The following is a 19010-nucleotide window of genomic DNA, read 5'->3' as shown; positions in this document are numbered from 1 at the left end:
TCTGTCAGATCAAATCCGTCTGGACCGGCGCAGCGCCGGTCCCGGATCCGTTTCCCTGATCTGTCAGCACCAATACGTACGGAGGACGCCATGAATGACCATTTCGACGCCCCCAAAGGCGATTTTAGAGGCCATGACAAGCAGTCAGTTTGGGCTCAGAAACCTGACCCGGAACTGACTGAGGTTGGCCCTGGCACCCCATGCGGGGAATATCTGCGCCGGTTCTGGATGCCGGTGGCAATGACAGATCAGGTTGGTGATCTGCCCTATCGTTTACGCATTCTGGGCGAAGACCTTGTACTGTTTCGCGAGAAGAAAGAAGGCAAGCTGGGGCTGACTCACTTGCATTGCTGCCACCGCAACATGAGCCTTGAGTTCGGGATCGTGGAGGAAGGCGGCATTCGCTGCTCTTATCACGGTTGGAAATACGGGCTGGACGGCACCATTCTGGAGACCCCCTGCGAACCGCCCGCATCACAAGTCAAGAAAAAGGCCTGTTTGGGGGCGTATCCTGTGATCGAATACAAAGGACTCGCCTTTGCCTATATGGGTCCACCCGAAGCCCAACCTCCTTTCCCTGTAATGGACACTTTCGATGATGAGGGTGACGAGCTGGTGCCCTACCTGATCAAATCCCCTTGCAACTGGCTTCAGGTCATGGAGAACGCCTGGGATCCGTTTCATGTGGTCTATCTTCATACGCTGGCCGTGCGCAGCCAATTCATCGACGCCTTCGCCGAAATGCCGATGATTGAGTTTCATGCCAGTGCCACTGGTGATTTTTACACCAATGTGCGGCGTGTAGATGACATCGTCTGGATCCGTATTCATGATCATATGCTGCCGTCATTTACCCAGAACGGTGGGCATTTCCCGGTGCCCAACGGGTCGCGTTACTTTGGGCGTTGCGGGTTGTCGCGCTGGATCACACCCATTGACGACACGAACACCATGGTCATTGCCTGGCGTCATTTCCGCAACGATGATGCCAACGATGACCCGAAGGGCCTGACTGACAAAAGCAAAGTGGGCTTTGGCAAGACCGACTTCTATGGGCAGGATCCCGATCGCCCATATGAAATGCGGCAACGCGACCCTGGCGACTATGATGCCTGGGTTAGTCAGGGGCCCAAAAATATCCATTCACGCGAAAATCTCAGCTTTTCCGACCGGGGGGTGGCCAAGGCGCGCCGGCTGCTGCGAAATGCCATCCGCGCGCTGCAAAACGGAGAACGTCCGGCACAACCGTCTGACAATTTCTCCGGACAGATCATCCCAACCTACGCCGGTGATACGATGCTGAGAATTCCCGTGCAGGAGGGGCGCGACGATGGTGCAGTTCTCAAGGAGATCTCGCATCGGGTGGCCGAGATTTACATGTCCGGCGATCACTTGCAGGGCGATGATCGCAAAGCCTTCATCATTGAGGCACTAAAAACATACGAGGCAAGTTGGTCATGACCACGCGTATCCCTCACAACCCTGGCCGGGTTGACTGGTCAGGTGAAAACCCGGGCATTTACCTCAAGCAGAACGCTGATAAGGAACAGTATGATACTCTGGCACTGTTTTTCCGCGTTGTGCTCTCGCCTTATGGTCGCGGTCACGCGGCAATCATCTTAGGTGCAACGGATCGGGCGCAAGGTTGGCCACATGTTCCAAATCTGATCATGACCGACAACCAGCGTTTGATGCGTTGGATCGTGGATGGCTGGGTGGCCAAAATGCCGACCTTCGTCGGCAAAGCGGGTCTAGAGGCGATGACATGGCTCGACTGCGACAGTGTCGAAAAGCGTCCTGGCAATTTGAAGGCACGTTACTCAGAAACATTACGTGGATCAGGCGTCACGGTCGAAATGATCTGGCACGACATGGGTGCACCTTTGCCGGTCGAGGTGACCAAGGAAAACTCGGCCACCAAAGAGCATGAAATGTATTCGGTGTTTCTGGAAGCAAAATCCGCACAGGTCGTGATCAACGGTACGCCCCTGCCTGGCGTCGTTGCCGATCGACAGTTCTTTGGCCGAACCATGAGCACGGCTTTTCTAGCCTTTTCGGAAACCTGGGTAACGCCACAGGAGGATCTGTGATGCCATTGAACGAGCCGGTCACACCGGGCACCGTAGATTGGACAGGTGAAAACCCGGGCATTCTGCTAAAAGACGACAATGGCGATTTCACAGCGATGGCTTTGTTCTTTCGCGTTGCCTGGTCGCCGGTCGGACAGGGTCAGGTATTGCTGCTTTATGGGACACCTGATCAGGTTGAAGGACCGCCAGAGGCTCCAAATGTGATCCTCAGCGACAATCCAGATCTAACCACATTCCTGAAAAAGAACTTCATCAGCAAACTGGCTGCATTTGCCGATGCACCAGCATTTGCCACCATGCCTGAAATCGGCGCACAAGCTGTGCGAACCTCCGGCGATCCGATGAGCCACCGTTATACCGAGACAATAGTAGGTGAGAGCCTGACCGTCGAACTCGTCTGGGAGGGGCTCCAACCGCCACGGGCGCTGGAACTGTCGCCGCATGAGGTTGCCTCGGGCGAACAGAATATGTTTTCGCTACTCGTGCCGGCGCATTCGGCACAGATTATTGTCAATGGCAAATGGCTGCCAGGTAAGCTGGGAACAAGGGTACAGGCCGGCTACGAAACGACCACCGCGTTCCTATATTTCTCGGAGACATGGATCACCCCGCCGGAGGATCCTTGATGCTGCATCCTGCGGATCAACTCGCATTTGACAGGGCAATGGTAACACAGCCGGTCTGGAACCGGTTCAACACGGCCGCCGACGCGTTGGGGCTTGCGGAAAACACACTGCTTCATGCAGGGCCCGCCTTTGCCGATCCCAATCTAATCACGGCCCCGATCCTTAATTCAGCTTGCGTCGCCGCAGTCTGGCAGGGGCTTGCTCGGGATTTCGACCAGGCCGAGGCGATGATCCTAAATGGTGAAATCGAGTTGAAACCCGCTCAGGATCACGATCTTGTCACTCCTCTGGCCGCTGTTGTCTCGGCAGACATGCCGCTACACACAATTTATGATGCCTGGCGCGGGCAGCAACGTGTGTTCACACCGATCAATGCGGGCAGCCGCCCAGCGATGCGGCTGGGTCAACGATCCAAGGCAGTGTTGGAGCACATCCGCTGGCTCAACACCCGATTTGTGGATGTGTTGGACAATGGGCTCGCCGAAGGTATCGCACTTGTGCCGCTGGCCGTGACTGGCCTGGTGGGGGGGGACGACTGCCATGGACGAACACCCGTTGCAACAGACGCGCTTGTCGCCGAACTGAAAGATCGTACCATTGGCGGGATCAAAGACGAAGAAGCGCTGGCCTTCATGGCCAGCTCGCCGTCGCTGTTCCTCAATCTTTGGATGGCAGCCACAAAATGCATGATGAAGTTGGCCGAAGGTGTCGAAGGTTCAAGTTTTGTCACTGCTGCCGGTGGCAACGGGCGCGAGGTTGGTATCCAGATTTCGGGCTTACCCGGCCAATGGTTTACAATTCAAGCCGATCCCCCAAAAGGGAAATTCGAAGTCGATGTGCCCCAGGACAGGGCATTGGGAGCAATCGGTGACAGCGCCGTAATTGAGGCTTTCGGACTCGGCGCCATGGCCATCGAATTGAGCCCAGATCAGAAAAAGGGTCTGGGTGCCTTTCTCCCCGACAACGCTCAAGCACGCAGTTCCGGCCTATCCGTAGGGACACATCCTTATTTTCGAACACTAGATATTCAACTAGGCAGCACGGCACGTGGCGCGGTGGCCGAAGGGTCGGGGCCGGTAATTGGTCTGGGTATCCTCGACAAGCTTGGCGAAGCTGGCCGGCTGGGAGGGGGTATTTATGACATGCCGGTCACCCCCTTCGCTGTGGCCATGGAAATGTTGGAGAAATGACGGAGTTAAACAGGTTCAGCGCGCATGAATTGGCCCGGTTGATCCGCAAGGGTGAAGTCAAACCGTCTCAGGTGATGGCGGCACATCTGGACCGAATTTCGCAACGGGAGCCTGCGATCGGGGCGTTCCAGTACCTCGATGCGGATCACGCCATGGAGCTTGCTCACGCTGCCGATACACTTCCAATCGGTGGGCCGCTCCATGGCGTACCTTTTGTTATCAAAGACATTATCGACACAGAAGCCTTGCCAACAGGTTGGGGCAGCGATCTTTATTCCGATCGACAACCAGACAAAAACGCGACATGCGTCCAGGCTTTTCTGATCGCAGGGGCGATCCCAATTGGCAAGACGGTCACAACCGAGTTTGCCTATTTTCGACCGGGCAATACTGCAAATCCGGCAAGTCCTGGACATACCCCCGGCGGCTCTTCCTCCGGGTCTGCCGCTGCGGTCGCCGACTTCATGGCACCGCTCGCATTTGGCTCGCAGACAGCTGCCTCTTTGATCCGGCCGGCCGCTTATTGCGGTATCTGCGGCCTCAAACCAACAACCGGTAACTATGATCTGAGCGGGGTTATGGGCTTGTCAGGCAGCCTTGACACGCTGGGAGTTCTGGCAAGAGATCCGCGTGATCTGGCGTTGGCAGATGCCGTTTTGCGTGGAGCAAAACTGACACCGCCACCTGAATACGACGTTGCGTTGCCCCGGGTCAGCCTGATGCGTGGTCCCCATTGGGCCGACGGATCGATAGAGATGCGCGACACCTGCACCCGTGCGCTGGCAGCCATTGCCGCGACCGGTGCGGAAACCGGTGAAATCACGCACCCGCCGATATTTTCCCGGCTTACACAGGCGCAAATAACCGTCATGGGGTACGAGGCAGCCCGCCTTCGCAAAACAGAGTACCAAATTGGCGTCCCCGGTATCAGCCGGCAATTCCACGAATTAATAGCCGATGGGCTGCTGGTTACGGAAGACGAATATCTTACTGCGGTTGAGACCCGTAACCGTGCATTAACCATGCTGGATCAAATGTTCCGCGACGTGGATGCGTTGTTGGTTCCCTCAGCTCCTGGTCCGGCACCGGCAGGGCTTGGCGCGACAGGTGACCCGGTGTTCTCGCGGATGTGGACTCTGCTTCAGGTGCCCTCAATCGCCCTGCCCTTTGGTACGGATCACTCTGGTCTACCGCTAGGTATACAACTGATCGGCCCGTGCGGAGCAGATAAGCGATTGTTGGACATCGCCCAATGGGTGCACGGGATTCTGCAGGTATCCTGCCGAGCAGCATAAATCCCGCTCTCCGGATGCTGTATCAACCGACCAGCGGCAGCAGTATTGCCAAAGACAGAGGGATGCTCACTGCGGCGATCAGGGTTTGCAATGTGACAATCGCTGCCATCAAAGGGGCATCGCCACCCAGTTGCTTTGACAGCGTGTACGAGGATGCACCAGTTGGAACCACAGAATAAACTACAGCAATTTGCAGCACATCCCGGGGCAATCCAACCGCCAACCCGACCACCAGTACCGCTATGGGGAAGACCACCATCTTGCCTAAGAACGCAAGGATAAGCGGTAGCACACTGGCGGCCATAGCGCGCACTCTCAAATTTGCGCCTACGGCCAACAGGGTAATCGGTAAAGCCCCGGCCCCTAAAACGTCTGCTACATCATGTAAAACCGGGATCCGGTCACCGATCAGCTGGTTGGCGCCGAACGCAAGCAATATCGAAATAACATAAGGATTGCGGGCAAGCTCGCGCAGGATTGCAACAGGCAAACTGGTGGCATTGTCGCGTTGCAGTGCACCGACCAGCATGACCACCATTACGATATTGGTGGTCGGCACCAGTATCGCAGTCGCAAGAATAGCGATATCTAATCCTGTGGGACCAAAAAGATTTGCCGCCAGCGCCAGCCCGATGAATGAGTTATGCCGAGCGCTTCCCTGTAGTATCGATGTACCTTGCGGTGCCGCGAACCCAAAAAGGCGCGCACTTATGAAGGCAAAGATCAGCGCCGCAACAAACCCGCCCAGAATGGTAACCGAGTAAAGGCCAAGCGCGGATTTATCGAGTGGCGACAGCGAGATTTTGGTAAACAGCAGACAAGGCATCAGTACCCAATAAACAAGCTTGTCGTTCAGGTTCCAGAAATCGGTGCTGGGGATGCCGCCCTTTCGAAGAGCCAAGCCCAAAGCGATGATCAGAAAGATCGGCAGGATGGAAGTCAGTGTCGTCAGCATGGCGATCCGTGGGCAAAAATGAACACACCCAACCCGACACTTTCAAAGAGTGAAGATCAATGTCATTCGACGTCGAAATTGTACCTCGGTCATCAGGATGCTTCGGACTCGTCGTCGATGACGCCGATTGCATCGATTTCGACCAATAACGATGGATCAGCCAATCCCTGCACGACAACACCGGTCGAACAGTGGTGCACGCCGTCAAACCAGCGATTGATCACCTCGTAAACGGCGGGGCGATAGGAGATGTCGGTGACATAGACGGTAAGTTTGCAGACATCCGCCAAACTGCCCCCGGCTTCTTCCATCCAGCGCTGGATGTTGCGGCAGGCCTGATCTGCCTGTACGCCCGGATCGCCTTCACCAATCAATGTTCCGTCCAGCAGAGTACCAACCTGTCCCTGCATGAACACAAAATCACCTCGGGCCCGGATCGCTTTGGAATAGGTCGCCTGCGCGTGATAGCGGGTCTGGTACTTGTGGATATGTGTGCGGGTCATGGCATCCCTTTCTTCAGGTGACGGCGCGAGCCAGATAGTCCTCTACCATGTCACTAAAGCTCTGTTCGACAGCGAATTCGAAACCATCCTTACATCGCATCACCAATGCCTTGAGGCCAAACAGTTCAGTATAGGTGACAGCGTCTTTGCCGAATGCAGTGTCATGCAGATCCAACGGGCAGGCAATGGCCATCACTTCGCCCGCTTGCGGACCCACTACTTTGAAAAAGGCCAGAGTATCCGAAATCTGCACAATACTGATATCGGCGGGACAATCGGTAGGCTTGAGCTGTGCTCTCAACGTTTGTTCCAAATCCAGCGAAGCACGGGCGATCCAGTGGTCTCGCCCGATGTGATACAGCTCAATCGCATCTTTCTCTGTTCGTCTATTAGGCTTATCGGACAAACGGGGCAAAGCGTCCCCCACCCAGTTTTCAATCGCTGCCGACGCCCCTTTGAGATCGAACAGTGCGTTCAGACTCTGGCGTGTGATCTGTACGTCATAGCTCATCTCAGGACCTCAGTAATTTGCCGTCGGGGTCGTGGAACACCGGCTTGGTAATGGTGACCGGGATCACCCCATCTTTCAGGCGCACATGGGCGGATTCCCCATGCCGCGCGTGCCCGTTTTCCAGCAACGCCAAACCGACCCAACGGTCGTTCACCACACTCCAGACACAGGCGGTGACGAGCCCCTCGGTGGCTTCTTTTCGGCCTCCGGGGGTGAGCGGTGCACCTTCGGGCACTTGTCGATTGGGGTCTTCAGGAAGAATGCCAACCAGTTCTCGCCGGGTGCCGCCACCTTCACGACGCAGCCCAATCGAACGCTTACCCAAATAGTCAGGCTTCTTCTTCGACATGACCCATCCCATACCCAGATCGTAGGCATCTACAGTGCCGTCCACCTCATGCCCCAGTGACAGAAAGCCCTTTTCGACCCGCAGAACGTGGCTGGATTCCGAACCCACTGGCAGAATGCCAAAGGGCGCGCCCGCCTCGATCACTTTGTTCCACAGTGCAGCCATGTGGCGCGGCGCGACGTTGACCTCAAATGACAGCTCGCCAGTGAAACTGACACGCACGACGCGGGCCGGGATCCCAGCCACGGTGCCGTCGCGGAAAGACATGAAAGGAAAGGCCTCAGACGACAGGTCAATATCTGTTCCCAACGCCTGCATGACATGGCGTGCATGGGGCCCGCATATGGTGGCGTTGTTCCATTGGCTGGTCACAGTAGTGATCATGACCTGCCAGTCGGGAAACTCGGTCTGAAGAAGCTTTTCCATGTGCTGGTTGACCGCGTCTGCATGACCCGTCGACGTTGAGACCATCCAACGGTGCTCGTCCAGCCGAAAGACCACCCCGTCGTCCAGGATCAGCCCGTCATCAGACAGCATGAGACCATAACGCCCGTCACCGGGTTTCAGGCTGGACATGACATTTGAGTAAAGAAAATCGAGAAAGTGCGGGACATCACTCCCTTTCAGCTCGAATGTGCCGAGGGGGGAGCCGTCATAGACGCCTACACCGTCGCGCACCGCACGACATTCGCGGTTCACAGCCTCCTGCAACCCTTCTCCAGGTTTGGGGAAGTATCCAGGACGCTGCCAACGGGCGCCAGCTTCGTACATCACCGCACCATTGTCCTTGTTCCACTGCGTGACCGGCGTGTGGCGGTAGGGGAACAGCACTGTCTCCTCGCGCAAGCCTCCGATCGCGCCAAAGGAAACTGGTGTGTAGGGAGAGCGAAAGGTTGTCGTTCCGACATCCTGCAAGGGCACACCCTTTTGCATCGCAACAGTACCGATAATGTTGATATTACCGGTTTTTCCCTGGTCGATGCCCATGCCGCCGGTGGTATATCGCTTGACGTGCTCGACATTGTCATAGCCTTCGCGCAGGGCCAAGTGTACATCGCTAACCGCCACATCGTTCTGCAGATCCAGAAATGCCTTTCCACGTTGCCCCGCGACGTCTACGCGCCATAGCGGCTCGATGGCATAGGGCAGGTCCGAACCTCCTTCGATAATCCCGTCAAGCGTCAACTCTCCTGCGGCAGCTCCGACAGCGCGGCAAGCTTGGGCGGCCTGATCGGGTACGAAAGCGGACAACTCCTCATCAAACCGCAGAGTACTTCTGGATTGAGACCACAGATGCACGGTTGGGTTCCAACCGCCGGAATGGCCCAGCAGGTCACAATCGATCCAGGTCTCCGCCCCAGTACTGACGGATACCGCACGTACCGCGCGCACCCGCTTGTGACCTCGCACACCTGCGGCGACGGTGCCTGTATGAACGGTGACGCCCTTTGCCATATCCAGTGCGGCTTGCGGCACTGTATCGCGACTGTCTAGGATTGCGACGACCAACACACCTGCTGCCATTAGGTCAGCTGCAACTGCGTAAACGCTGTTGTTGTTGGTAAAAAGAACAACTCGTTGTCCCGGAGTGACACCCCAACGATTGACATAAGCCTGTACTGACGAAGCCAGCATGACGCCCGGCCGATCATTGTCTGCAAAAACCATGGCGCGTTCGGTGGACCCGGTGGCGACAACCACCTCGTCTGCACGCACCCGCCAGCTCCGCTCCAGAATATTGCCTTCTAAGGGTTCCCGTTCATTCGCGATCAAAAGATTATGTTCGCGATAGGCCCAGACTGTTGCATTTTGCAGATGGATAACGTTGCCCATCCCACGCAATTCTTCAACAGTTTCAGCCACCCAGTCCAATGCGGATCGCCCGTTGATTTTTAGATCCCGGTTCAACAGGCTGCCACCTGCCTCTGTTCCCTCATCAGCAATGAACACACGTTTGCCAGACCTGCCCGCCTCCAGCGCGGTCTGCAATCCGGCAGGTCCCGCACCAGCGATCAACACATCGGCATGGGCATGACGCGCTTCGAAGTGGCCCGAAGTAGGAGGTTGCGCGGGTGCTGCCGCCAGCCCCGCAGCTTTGCGGATAGATGGTTCGAACAGATGCCAGTTGGGCCACTTGAATGTCTTGTAGTAGAAGCCAGCTGGAATGAAGCGTCCTAATAGCTGATTAACGCCACCAAGATCAAACTCGGGCGAAGGCCAGCAGTTGACTGAGCGGGCGCTCAGCCCATCGCGCAGCGGCACAGTTGTTGCCGGACGGTTACCCGATGAATCTTCACCGTCCAGCTCGACTAAAGTCGCCGGTTCCTCAGGTCCATGACCAACGATGCCGCGCGGACGATGATATTTGAAACTGCGGGCTGTGATACGGACCCCATTGGCCAGCAAGGCCGAGGCCAGAGTATCTCCTTTGTAACCTTCATAGGTTTTTCCGTTAAACCGGAACGTCATTGGGCTGGTACGATCTATACGCCCGCCCGAAGCACGACGATTACTCTGAGCCATCGGGTGCCTCCACAATGTCATGGGTTCGGGTATCGCGCCAGATTGTCAGCCATTCACCGCAACCTCGCCCGTGCCACCATTTTTCCTGCACCGGTCCTAACGGGTTCGGTGCTACAGTCAGGTACTCAACCCATTCCGCGTCGCTCACGGCATTTGGATCAGGCCGATCGGCACCGACAGGGCCGCCAAAGATAAATTCACTTTCGTTACGCTTGCCGCAGAATGGGCAGGGGATAAGCAACATGGTCCTGTCCTCTCTATCGGGCGGTTGTGGTGCCGGCTTCCATCACAAAATCCAGATGACGGAATCGGTCGAGGGTAAATGAAGACATCAGCGGATGAGGCTGACCCTTAGCAACCAGATGGGCCAGGGTCAGACCGCCTGCCGGGATCGCCTTGTAACCACCCCACCAACCCGCCGTGATGAACAGCCCCGGCACTTCGGTCTGATCCATGATAGGCGAGGCGTCATGCGCGATATCCAGATGCCCGCCCCATTGTCGCATCAGCTTGAGCTTTTTGAATGACGGGAACAACGACAACATCGTCGTCACAGTATCTTCGAACACGTTTTGCTTGATGTCCCGGCGAAAGCTCTGGCCCATGTCAGGCGCGCCGCCAATTACCATTTCACCCTTGTCAGATTGACTGAAATAGAACCCGCTGTCGGGGCAATTCACGATCACATCGACCAACGGCCGGACTGGCTCGGAAACAAAAGCTGTCAGGTTCATAGTTCGCAGCGGCAGCTTCAGCCCGGCGGTTTCCGTCAACGTTGTGGTATGTCCAGACACCGCTACGACAACTTTCTTGGCTCGAATGGTTCCGCGATTGGTTTCGACACCGTCGATCGCGCCGTCTGCACCTCGGATCAGCGATTGCACTGCGGTCTGCTGGTGGATCTCGACCCCCATCGCGTCCGCCGCGCGGGCATATCCCCAGGCCACTGCATCATGCCGGTTCACACCCGCATCGGTATGTACCATGCCGCAAATGATTGGCAGGCGAGCATCAGGTCCTCCGCCAGTCAGCGCGGGAATGCGACGGCGCAATTCGTCTGTATTGATCTGCTCGTAAGTTGAGCCGTAGATGTCCATGACCAATTGCCGTCGCCGAAGCTCTCGCAGCTTGGGCCAAGTCTGTACGACATCTACCATGGTGCGCTTAGAGTGCATCATATTGAAGTTCAGCTCGTGCGTAAGCCCTTCGTACATTGCGACTGATTTGACATAGAACGGGATCGACTCGTCCCGCATGTAGTTTGAACGGATTGTCACCGTATTGCGCGCGATGTTACCGCCGCCCAGCCAGCCTCGCTCCAGCACGGCGACGTCGGTAATGCCAAATTCCTTGGCCAGATAATAGGCAGTGGCCAGACCGTGACCCCCTGCCCCAATCACGACAACTTCATACTGGTCTTTCAGGGGCGGGCTTCGCCAGGCCAAGGGCCAGTTGCGATGGCCAGAGAGCGCGTTTCGAGCGAGTGAGAACACAGAGTACTTTTGCATGGTAGTAATTGTATTTACTAAGAAGCAATGTTCGTCAATAAATAAATTTACCTAAATGCAATCCCCGTTTTGGCGCGCCGCAGCATTTGAACGAGTCATCGCGCACATCGCGTGCATGACTTGTTGTGGTATTTGCTGGTTTGGTCAGGTTATTTCGGGTAGGGTGCGTCATGCATGTTCGCATCAAACAGTTTCACCGAAACCTAGCCGGAAAATGGTCAACCCGGTCGAAATGGCCCTGTTTCATCATAAACTGTCGCAGCTCTCCAACATCCTAACCCCATGAGAACTTAGGCGCATAGCGCCTGTTTTTTTACCGCCCTCAATCTCGGGTGGAATTTATGGATGGAAAAGCAATGACAACATCAACTGAAACTATGACGGTTCAGGATACCTATGCACGCGACGGTGTCGTGCTGCTAAGGGATATCCTATCTGACGAATGGCTGACCAAACTGCGACACGCTGTAGATACCGAAATCAAAAAGGGCGACCGCTATTTCGCCTACAAGAATATGCGTGAAACGCCGGGTGTGTTTCAGGACTATTGCCTGAAGTCGGATATCGGCCAGCGCGTGTCTCAGGTAGCTGGCAGCCCATGGACATCGCTGATCTATGACCAAATATTCGTGAAGGAGCCGGGAACGCAGACTCAAACCGGATGGCATACAGATCAGCCTTATTGGCCGGTCTCCGGCCCGATCATGACAATGTGGATCGCGCTTGACCCTGTAGACCCGGACAATGGAGCGCTGGAATTTGTACGTGGTTCACATGCGTGGGGGGCCAAGTACCGTCCGTTCAAAACCGATCAACTCGGTGGTTTTCTACACTATCTGGAACAGGACAATCCCGACTATATCGATATGCCAGATTTTGAGGCAAACCGCGACGACTACGACATCTTCCATTTTGAGAATATGCAGCCCGGTGATGCATTGGCCTTTGACGGGATGACCGTGCATTCTGCTATGGGTAACAGAACCACCACCCGTCGCAGGCGAGGGTATGCAATCCGTTTTGCCGTTGACGGAGCAACTTATGAGCCACGCGATTCCGTCACCGAATGGCTGCATGATGACAGTCTTAAACCGGGCGCGCCGTTTGCCGGTGGACGGTTCCCCGTCATCTACGAAACTGCGTAAATCTGCGGCAGAGGGCTGGATTTCCCAGCCCTCTGCCAAGATCTCAGGCCTTCCGCGCGACGGCCTCCTGTGACGTATTCTCGGCCTCGATAGCACGGTCAAGAACGCGTCGGAATTGTTTGGCGCCCGCATCGAGGCCCAAATCAATATTCGACGTGGTGGCGTTCTTCATACCTTTGTGGACTGCCTCCAGCACATCCTTATCCTCAAGAAATGCCATACGCGCACCGTCATTCATGTAGGTTGACACTTCGGCATCGTCGGCAAGGGAATTACGATGCTGGAACCAGAAATACCTCGTCCGATCCTCATCAATCGGGGTCATGAAATTATATGAGATATTGATGAAGGTTTCAGCAACCGGACTCTTGTCATACCCACCGGTTCCAACCGGTGTGTAAATGGACTTGTTCAACCCGATGGCAGGCATGCACATCTCATAATGTTGCAGGCGGTCGCATTCGCCCCCGAACGTCACAAGCTTGGAATAGTAAGGTGAAGGCGGTTTGTTCTCAATCCAGCGCGACACGATTACACCGCGATCTGTTTTTTCCACGTTCAATGGTTCTTCGTCCGTCCCTGCTCCCGCAAACGAACTCACGTGCACCCAAGCCACATGGCTGGGATCAAGCAGGTTGTCACAGACCCAAAGGTAGTGGCAATCGATATCCATCACGCCACCATCCGTCATGCCCCAGGTTGTGTTATCGAAATTCTCTACGGGGAAAATCTGATCAGGATTTGCCAGTGCCGGATCCCCCATCCAGATCCAGAGCAATCGATAGCGGTCAACCACCGGATAAGATTTGACAACCGCACGGCGTGGGGTCATCCCACGCTGGGTGGGGCTGTCTATGCACTTGCCCGAGCAGTCGAAAGTCAAACCGTGATAGCCGCATTCGACCAGATCGCCTATCAGATTGCCCTTTGACAAGGGCAGCTTGCGATGCGGGCACGCATCCTCCAGGGCAACCGGCGCGCCATCCTGCTGGCGATAAAGCACGACGTTTTCGCCCAGAAAGGTCTCGGCCTTCAATTCGCGACCAATATCTTTGCTCCATGCGGCAACATACCAGCAGTTTTTCAGATACATGATCCCGCTCTCCGTTCAATATCTAGCTTGCGCCAATATGGGGTAATTTCCCCGCACTTCGCCATGCTGGATTGGTAATGGGACATATAAGGTCTACTAATTTGACTCGTTTGCGAGCAGCGGGATGTCGGGTTGCGCTTTGGCTTCGGCATGAATCCAGTTCAGGAATTCGCTGACCTTTTGGCTATCCTTCGTCTCATGCCGCCGCACCAGCCAGTAGGACAAAGGCGATTGCGTCAAATGTGGGAACGGTCGCACCAATCGGCCATCACAGAGTGCGTCGATCACGAGCGGCTCACGACCGAGCGCTACGCCGAGCCCTTCGATTGCAGCTTGTACAACCATATTCGACTGCCCCAACCGACGTGTACGCAGCACTGTCGGCAAGTTAAGATCACATTGCCGGGCCCAGAATTCCCACGTCGGGTTAGCCGCACCATGACGTAGGTTTTCATCCACAAGCAGTGTGTGACGAGACAAATCTTTGATGCCATGAAGATCGGGTAACAGAGCTGGAGCACAGACAGGAAAAAGCCGTTCTTCCATCAACAGATCGGCCTGCAACCCCGGGTACTCACCCAGCCCATACCGAATGCCGATATCCGCATCGGCACCAGAAAAGGGGTGCTGCCCGGTATCTGTAGCGATCGAAATCGACAGGTCGGGATGCGCCAAATCAAAGTGAATAAGCCGCGGAAACAACCAGTTAAACGCAAAGCCCGGCAGACATGAAATGACTATTGTTCGGTCGCTGCGAGTTTTATCCCGCAACTGAGCGCAGACGTCAGAAATACGCCCCAATCCATCGGATATAGCCAGAGCCAGCTGTTCGCCCTCGCGTGTGGGACGTGACTGACGCGCACCGCGCACCAGCAATTCTCTGCCAAGCCATTCCTCCAGCGACCTTACATGCTGGCTTACCGCACTTTGACTTACACCCAGCTCTTCGGCTGCTGGCGAAAAGCCGGAATGGCGGACGACCGCCTCAAAAGCGCGAAGCGCCGAATATGGCAAATTCAGGATCATATTAGCTATCCTAATGTCAGGCATTACTTCTTTCAAATGGATTAGAGTCGATACAGGGCTCTAGATTTCTAAGATCAAATCTTTGGGGGTACTGATGTCCGACACAACGCCCGGGCGAGGAGCGCTAAACCTTCTGGTGAACTGTGCCCATGCAACAGCGGGCGACCGGTTGCTGATCGCCTACGAGCCTCCGCAGTTCGGGTATTTCGACTCAAATTGTGTAGACATCGTCAGCCAGGCGGCACAGCAGCTAGGGCTAATTGTTGATGCGGTTGATGTGGGTTTCAACCCTGACAACCCCCATCTCTCGCCCGACCTTCTTGTCCGATTTCGGGCTGCAGACATCATCCTGTTCTTGGCGCGCTTGGGCGATCAGTTGCGGTTTTCGGACATGCCGCGGGGCAAAAGGATCATTGTCAGTTTTGCGGTGAACAAAGAACTGCTGGGCTCGGGGTTTTCGAACGGCCACCACGATGCGTTTTTGGAACTCAAGTCAGACGTCAATGCGGTGCTTGATGCGGCAGAAGAAGTCCGGATCACCTGCCCGCTGGGAACTGATGTACGTGGACACCCGATTATGGATCTGAAGCCCACTGGGGATACCTCGATCCTGCGCTTTCCAATGTCCGTCTTTACACCGGTTCCAGCACATAGTTTTTCTGGCAGGGTGGCCGTCAGTTTTCTTACCGGGACCGGGTCGAGGTATTATGACAATTATACTATCGAATTCGACGAACCGGTTTTTGCAATCATGGAAAATGGCCAGCTAACGCGGTTTGACGGCGACCCTGCTAATGTTGCAAGAGCTGAGGCCCACTATGATCGGGTTGCCGGGCAGTTCGACATAGATCGTAATTTTGTACATTCATGGCATGCTGGGATTCACCCAGGCTGCGGATATCCCTGGGATATGCGAGAAAATTACGAAAGATGGGGCGGGTCTGCTTTTGGCAATCCGCGTATTCTGCATTTCCACACTTGTGGTGCTTATGCCCCCGGTGAAATCAGCTGGAACGTAATCGATCCGACCATTGTGATCGACGGCGAGACTTACTGGGACAATGGTGTTTTTTACGCTGAACGGCTGCCTGCTGGACCGTCAATTCTCGATCGCCATTCCTGCGCGGCGGCATTGTTTGCTGATCCTGATCCGAATATCGGATTGCGTGCGGTTATCTGATCATTCCTAACTTGATCGAATCGCGCCCAGATAGGATGATCTATTGTTAATAGGACCCGATCAAGTTGGTCTTATGGTGCGGAGCACTCCCGTCTCCGGTGCCGGTATGTACGAAGAGGGCAAAGTCCCCCCGCACCGGCAAAATTATGGAACCCATATGTCAAAAGCTATCGTTACGCCGCTGACTCAGGCCTTGGCCGAAGGAAAACTCACGCGCGAAGAACTCAAAGGATTCATGCAACGTTCAAACGGACCGGGATTGCGCCATCTGGCGCTTTGGATCCTGTTGCTTGCGTTCACCACGACGCTGATAACACTTGCCTGGAACAGCTGGCTGATCTGGCCGGCAATGTTCCTTCAAGGCGTTGTCCTGGTGCATCATTTTTCGTTGCAGCACGAATGTGTGCATTACACTGTGTTTCGGACACGCTGGCTGAATGATTTGGTTGGTCAGATCTGTGGGCTGATCATCATTCTGCCACACCGGTTTTTCCGGTACGAGCATTGCGACCATCATACCTATACCCAACTCACCGGCGAAGACCCTGAACTTATCCCTATGCCCAAGACGATTGGACAATATCTTCTTTACCTTTCAGCCCTGCCCTATTGGCGCGGTAAGTTCACCGAAGTGTTCCGACATGCCCGCGGACGGCTGAACGAGACAGAGTTGCGCTTTATCCCCAAGGTCGAGCACAAAGCGGTTTTTCGGGACGCGCGCAGGATGCTTGCCATTTACTCCGCCATTTTTCTAGCCATGGCTCTGACCGGCTGGTGGGGCCTGATCTGGTATTGGATCATTCCACTGTTTCTGGGGGAACCAGTTATGCGATTTGTGCGAATGACCGAGCATGTGGGGCGACCAACGGTTGCCCAGATGTCGGAAAACACCCGCACCAATCTGGTATCAACACCGATGGCCTTTCTGTGCTGGAACATGAACTATCACGCGGAACATCATTACGTTGCATCGGTTCCATTCCATTCGCTGCCGCGTTTGCATGAAAAGCTGAAGGATCACATTTTTGTCGAAAGAGGCGGCTACTTGGCAGCGCATCGTGACATTCTGCGGCAAATTTTGCAGCGTGAACCCGAGCAATCGGCAGAGGTTTGAGCGATGGGAAATGAGAAACCATGGCGCGACCTGATCGATGTTGCGAAGCTGGAAAAGAACTGGGTCACGCGCGTTGAGATCGGACCACGGCTAATTGCCGTTTATGATACGCCAAGCGGTGTTTTTGCCTCGCTGGCGCTGTGTAACCATGGCGGCGCTGATTTATGTGACGGCTACTTCGATGGACACGTGATTGAATGTCCGTTGCATCAGGGCGCGTTCGATGTACGAGACGGCAAACCCGTGTCAGCACCCGCAACGCGAGCAATGCGCATTTTTGACACTCGGGTCGAAAATGGAATGGTTCAGGTCAGGCTATGAATGTGTCCACATACCTGTCAGCCATGTGCGTTAGGCAAGCGCCGGTATTCCGGGCATAGCCACATATCCGTGTATTGCTTCAACCCGTCGGATCCAATTTCGAACCGACGGGTACGGGGACAATGGAATGTTGCCCTGATAAGCTAACGCTGTGTACGGGTAACAGGCCAGATCCGCCAGGGTCAGCCTGCCACACGTCAGCCAAGGGCTGTCTGACAACTGCCGCTCCATGATCTCCAGCGACGCCTCGCCCAGTGATTGCGGTCCGATCAGATCAATATCCCGTTCAAATAAAACAATCGCTCTGGCTGTTGCCATGCCGTGAAATATCTCATTGACCGAGAATGAGAGCCACTGCTGAATCTCGCCGTGTTCTTCCGGTGTTCTGGGTCCCCAATTCTCAGCATCGTATTTCTGTGCCAGGTACAACATGATTGCCGTACTGTCGCGCAGAACAAATCCGTCATCATCGATAACAGGAACCTTGTGCAGCGGGTTTATCCGCAGAAACTCTTCCTGTGTCTGGTCACAGTTCAGCAGATCAATATCGATGAGCTGATATTCAAGCTTCAGCATCGACAACAACAATCGGACTTTGTGGCAGCTACCAGATAACTTGAAATCATAAAGACGTATCATTCGGGTCGTCCGACCTATCGTTTATCCGATCGTTTTTCGAGGCGGGCAAAGATACGGCTGAGGCCGAAACAGACGATGAAATAGAAAGCTGCCGTTGTGATCCAGGCCTCAAAGATCATACGTGAGGACGCAACAAGTTCGACGGTCTTGTATGTCAGTTCCTGTACTGAGATCAGTGACAAGATCGAGCTGTCCTTAATCAACGAAATAAATTGGTTTGCCAGCGGCGGGACCACTTTCTTCAACGCTTGAGGCAGGACTACATAGCGAAGTTCCTGCAGTTGACTCATCCCGATCGAACGCGCGGCTTCGCGCTGGCCTTTCGGAATTGACTGAATACCCGCCCGGATAATTTCCCCGACAAAGGCGCTTTCAAACAACGCCAGAACGATGACTCCGGAAACCAGCGAAGGAAAACGCCGCATTTCACCAAAAAAGAAAGTCCAGACCTGGTTGTTCTCTTGCCGCGCGATCCCACGCGCCCAGCGTTCGAGATTCAGGGCGTCAATCAGTTGTTGGGACAGGAAAAAGAAGAAGATAAAGACGACAACAACCGGTGGCACGTTGCGCAAAAACTCGAGGTAGGTTCGGGCCAGCATCCGGATTGTCAAATTAGCTGAACACCGGGCAACGCCCAAAATAGTGCCCAACAGAAGGGCCAGAATGCCGGAATAGATACTGATGCGGACGGTGGCAGCTAGCCCCTGCAAAAGCAGGTTGGCAAAGTACTCTTCACGACTTGAATGCCAGCCGACGATATATCCAGGAATAAGCTCCCAGCGCCATTTGTAATTGAGCGTGCCTTCGATCGACAGCCAGATATACCCGAAAAAGGCAATCAAAATCGCCATGATCAGGTAGTCGGGCCATCTGAGCTTCTTGATGAAATTCTGCACCGGGCGCGCTCCGCGTCAATCTCGGGGGCGGTGCACCCGCCCCCGG

At 55.0% G+C, this 19010-nt stretch carries 19 protein-coding genes; 9 read left to right on the top strand and 10 right to left on the bottom strand.

The features are described 5' to 3' along the window. Nucleotides 1-90: 90 nt before the first annotated feature. Genes AC2FLB_RS09480 through AC2FLB_RS09460 form a run of 5 tightly spaced genes read left to right on the top strand, consistent with a single transcriptional unit; the run spans nt 91 to nt 5201 of the window. Nucleotides 91-1461 (top strand): Rieske 2Fe-2S domain-containing protein, encoded by a 1371-nt coding sequence (locus tag AC2FLB_RS09480; RefSeq protein WP_496702223.1) that lies wholly within the window; start codon nt 91-93, stop codon nt 1459-1461. After that, on the top strand, nt 1458-2090 hold the full coding sequence (locus AC2FLB_RS09475; protein WP_496709136.1) for a hypothetical protein: 633 nt from the start codon (nt 1458-1460) through the stop codon (nt 2088-2090). Before AC2FLB_RS09480 ends, AC2FLB_RS09475 begins: the two co-directional genes overlap by 4 nt. Further along, complete coding sequence (locus AC2FLB_RS09470; RefSeq protein WP_496698248.1) at nt 2090-2716, top strand: hypothetical protein; 627 nt, start codon at nt 2090-2092, stop codon at nt 2714-2716. Before AC2FLB_RS09475 ends, AC2FLB_RS09470 begins: the two co-directional genes overlap by 1 nt. Then, nucleotides 2716-3906 (top strand): YlbE family protein, encoded by a 1191-nt coding sequence (locus AC2FLB_RS09465; RefSeq protein ID WP_496702226.1) that lies wholly within the window; start codon nt 2716-2718, stop codon nt 3904-3906. The genes AC2FLB_RS09470 and AC2FLB_RS09465 overlap by 1 nt, the downstream gene beginning before the upstream one ends. Next, a complete protein-coding gene (locus AC2FLB_RS09460) occupies nt 3903-5201 on the top strand; it encodes an amidase (protein ID WP_496709135.1) in 1299 nt (432 codons plus the stop codon). Before AC2FLB_RS09465 ends, AC2FLB_RS09460 begins: the two co-directional genes overlap by 4 nt. 22 nt (nt 5202-5223) lie before the next feature. Here AC2FLB_RS09460 and AC2FLB_RS09455 read toward each other — a convergent pair whose 3' ends face one another. The 6 genes from AC2FLB_RS09455 to AC2FLB_RS09430 form a co-directional block, all read right to left on the bottom strand. Then, nucleotides 5224-6156: an AEC family transporter gene (locus AC2FLB_RS09455; RefSeq protein ID WP_496691494.1), complete on the bottom strand. Its 933-nt coding sequence runs from the start codon at nt 6154-6156 to the stop codon at nt 5224-5226. A 92-nt stretch (nt 6157-6248) separates the two neighbouring features. Continuing rightward, nucleotides 6249-6659: a RidA family protein gene (locus tag AC2FLB_RS09450; protein WP_496709134.1), complete on the bottom strand. Its 411-nt coding sequence runs from the start codon at nt 6657-6659 to the stop codon at nt 6249-6251. A 13-nt stretch (nt 6660-6672) separates the two neighbouring features. Next, nucleotides 6673-7170, bottom strand: a complete 498-nt coding sequence (locus AC2FLB_RS09445; RefSeq protein ID WP_496709133.1) for a sarcosine oxidase subunit gamma — start codon at nt 7168-7170, stop codon at nt 6673-6675. A gap of 1 nt (nt 7171) precedes the next feature. Further along, the gene (locus tag AC2FLB_RS09440) at nt 7172-10042 is read right to left on the bottom strand and encodes a 2Fe-2S iron-sulfur cluster-binding protein (protein ID WP_496709132.1); all 2871 of its coding nucleotides are present in this window, start codon (nt 10040-10042) and stop codon (nt 7172-7174) included. Then, complete coding sequence (locus AC2FLB_RS09435) at nt 10029-10286, bottom strand: sarcosine oxidase subunit delta (RefSeq protein WP_496691490.1); 258 nt, start codon at nt 10284-10286, stop codon at nt 10029-10031. The genes AC2FLB_RS09440 and AC2FLB_RS09435 overlap by 14 nt, the downstream gene beginning before the upstream one ends. Before the next feature lie 13 nt (nt 10287-10299). Next, nucleotides 10300-11550, bottom strand: coding sequence for an FAD-dependent oxidoreductase (locus tag AC2FLB_RS09430; protein ID WP_496691489.1), 1251 nt, complete (start codon nt 11548-11550; stop codon nt 10300-10302). Nucleotides 11551-11906: 356 nt separating this feature from the next. Here AC2FLB_RS09430 and AC2FLB_RS09425 point away from each other — a divergent pair, with 356 nt between their 5' ends. Then, nucleotides 11907-12695 carry a phytanoyl-CoA dioxygenase family protein gene (locus AC2FLB_RS09425; RefSeq protein ID WP_496698233.1) on the top strand — a complete coding sequence of 263 codons (789 nt, stop codon included), beginning with the start codon at nt 11907-11909 and terminating at the stop codon, nt 12693-12695. 43 nt (nt 12696-12738) lie between these two features. Here AC2FLB_RS09425 and AC2FLB_RS09420 read toward each other — a convergent pair whose 3' ends face one another. Together AC2FLB_RS09420 and AC2FLB_RS09415 are read right to left on the bottom strand one after the other, a co-directional pair. Beyond that, nucleotides 12739-13788 (bottom strand): aromatic ring-hydroxylating dioxygenase subunit alpha, encoded by a 1050-nt coding sequence (locus tag AC2FLB_RS09420; protein WP_496702597.1) that lies wholly within the window; start codon nt 13786-13788, stop codon nt 12739-12741. Nucleotides 13789-13884: 96 nt separating this feature from the next. Beyond that, nucleotides 13885-14814, bottom strand: coding sequence for a LysR substrate-binding domain-containing protein (locus AC2FLB_RS09415; RefSeq protein WP_496691486.1), 930 nt, complete (start codon nt 14812-14814; stop codon nt 13885-13887). A 94-nt stretch (nt 14815-14908) separates the two neighbouring features. Here AC2FLB_RS09415 and AC2FLB_RS09410 point away from each other — a divergent pair, with 94 nt between their 5' ends. The 3 genes from AC2FLB_RS09410 (at nt 14909) to AC2FLB_RS09400 (ending at nt 17429) form a co-directional block, all read left to right on the top strand. Beyond that, a complete protein-coding gene (locus AC2FLB_RS09410) occupies nt 14909-15994 on the top strand; it encodes a hypothetical protein (RefSeq protein WP_496709131.1) in 1086 nt (361 codons plus the stop codon). Nucleotides 15995-16151: 157 nt separating this feature from the next. Further along, nucleotides 16152-17108, top strand: coding sequence for a fatty acid desaturase family protein (locus AC2FLB_RS09405; protein WP_496709130.1), 957 nt, complete (start codon nt 16152-16154; stop codon nt 17106-17108). A 3-nt stretch (nt 17109-17111) separates the two neighbouring features. Further along, complete coding sequence (locus AC2FLB_RS09400; RefSeq protein ID WP_496691483.1) at nt 17112-17429, top strand: non-heme iron oxygenase ferredoxin subunit; 318 nt, start codon at nt 17112-17114, stop codon at nt 17427-17429. Nucleotides 17430-17459: 30 nt separating this feature from the next. Here AC2FLB_RS09400 and AC2FLB_RS09395 read toward each other — a convergent pair whose 3' ends face one another. Together AC2FLB_RS09395 and AC2FLB_RS09390 are read right to left on the bottom strand one after the other, a co-directional pair. Then, nucleotides 17460-18068: a glutathione S-transferase family protein gene (locus AC2FLB_RS09395; protein WP_496709129.1), complete on the bottom strand. Its 609-nt coding sequence runs from the start codon at nt 18066-18068 to the stop codon at nt 17460-17462. A gap of 14 nt (nt 18069-18082) precedes the next feature. Continuing rightward, complete coding sequence (locus AC2FLB_RS09390; RefSeq protein WP_496691481.1) at nt 18083-18964, bottom strand: amino acid ABC transporter permease; 882 nt, start codon at nt 18962-18964, stop codon at nt 18083-18085. Nucleotides 18965-19010 lie beyond the last annotated feature (46 nt).

This window comes from Ruegeria sp. CDSA236 (assembly GCF_059611285.1).
This window is presented reverse-complemented; position numbering and strand designations above follow the sequence as displayed.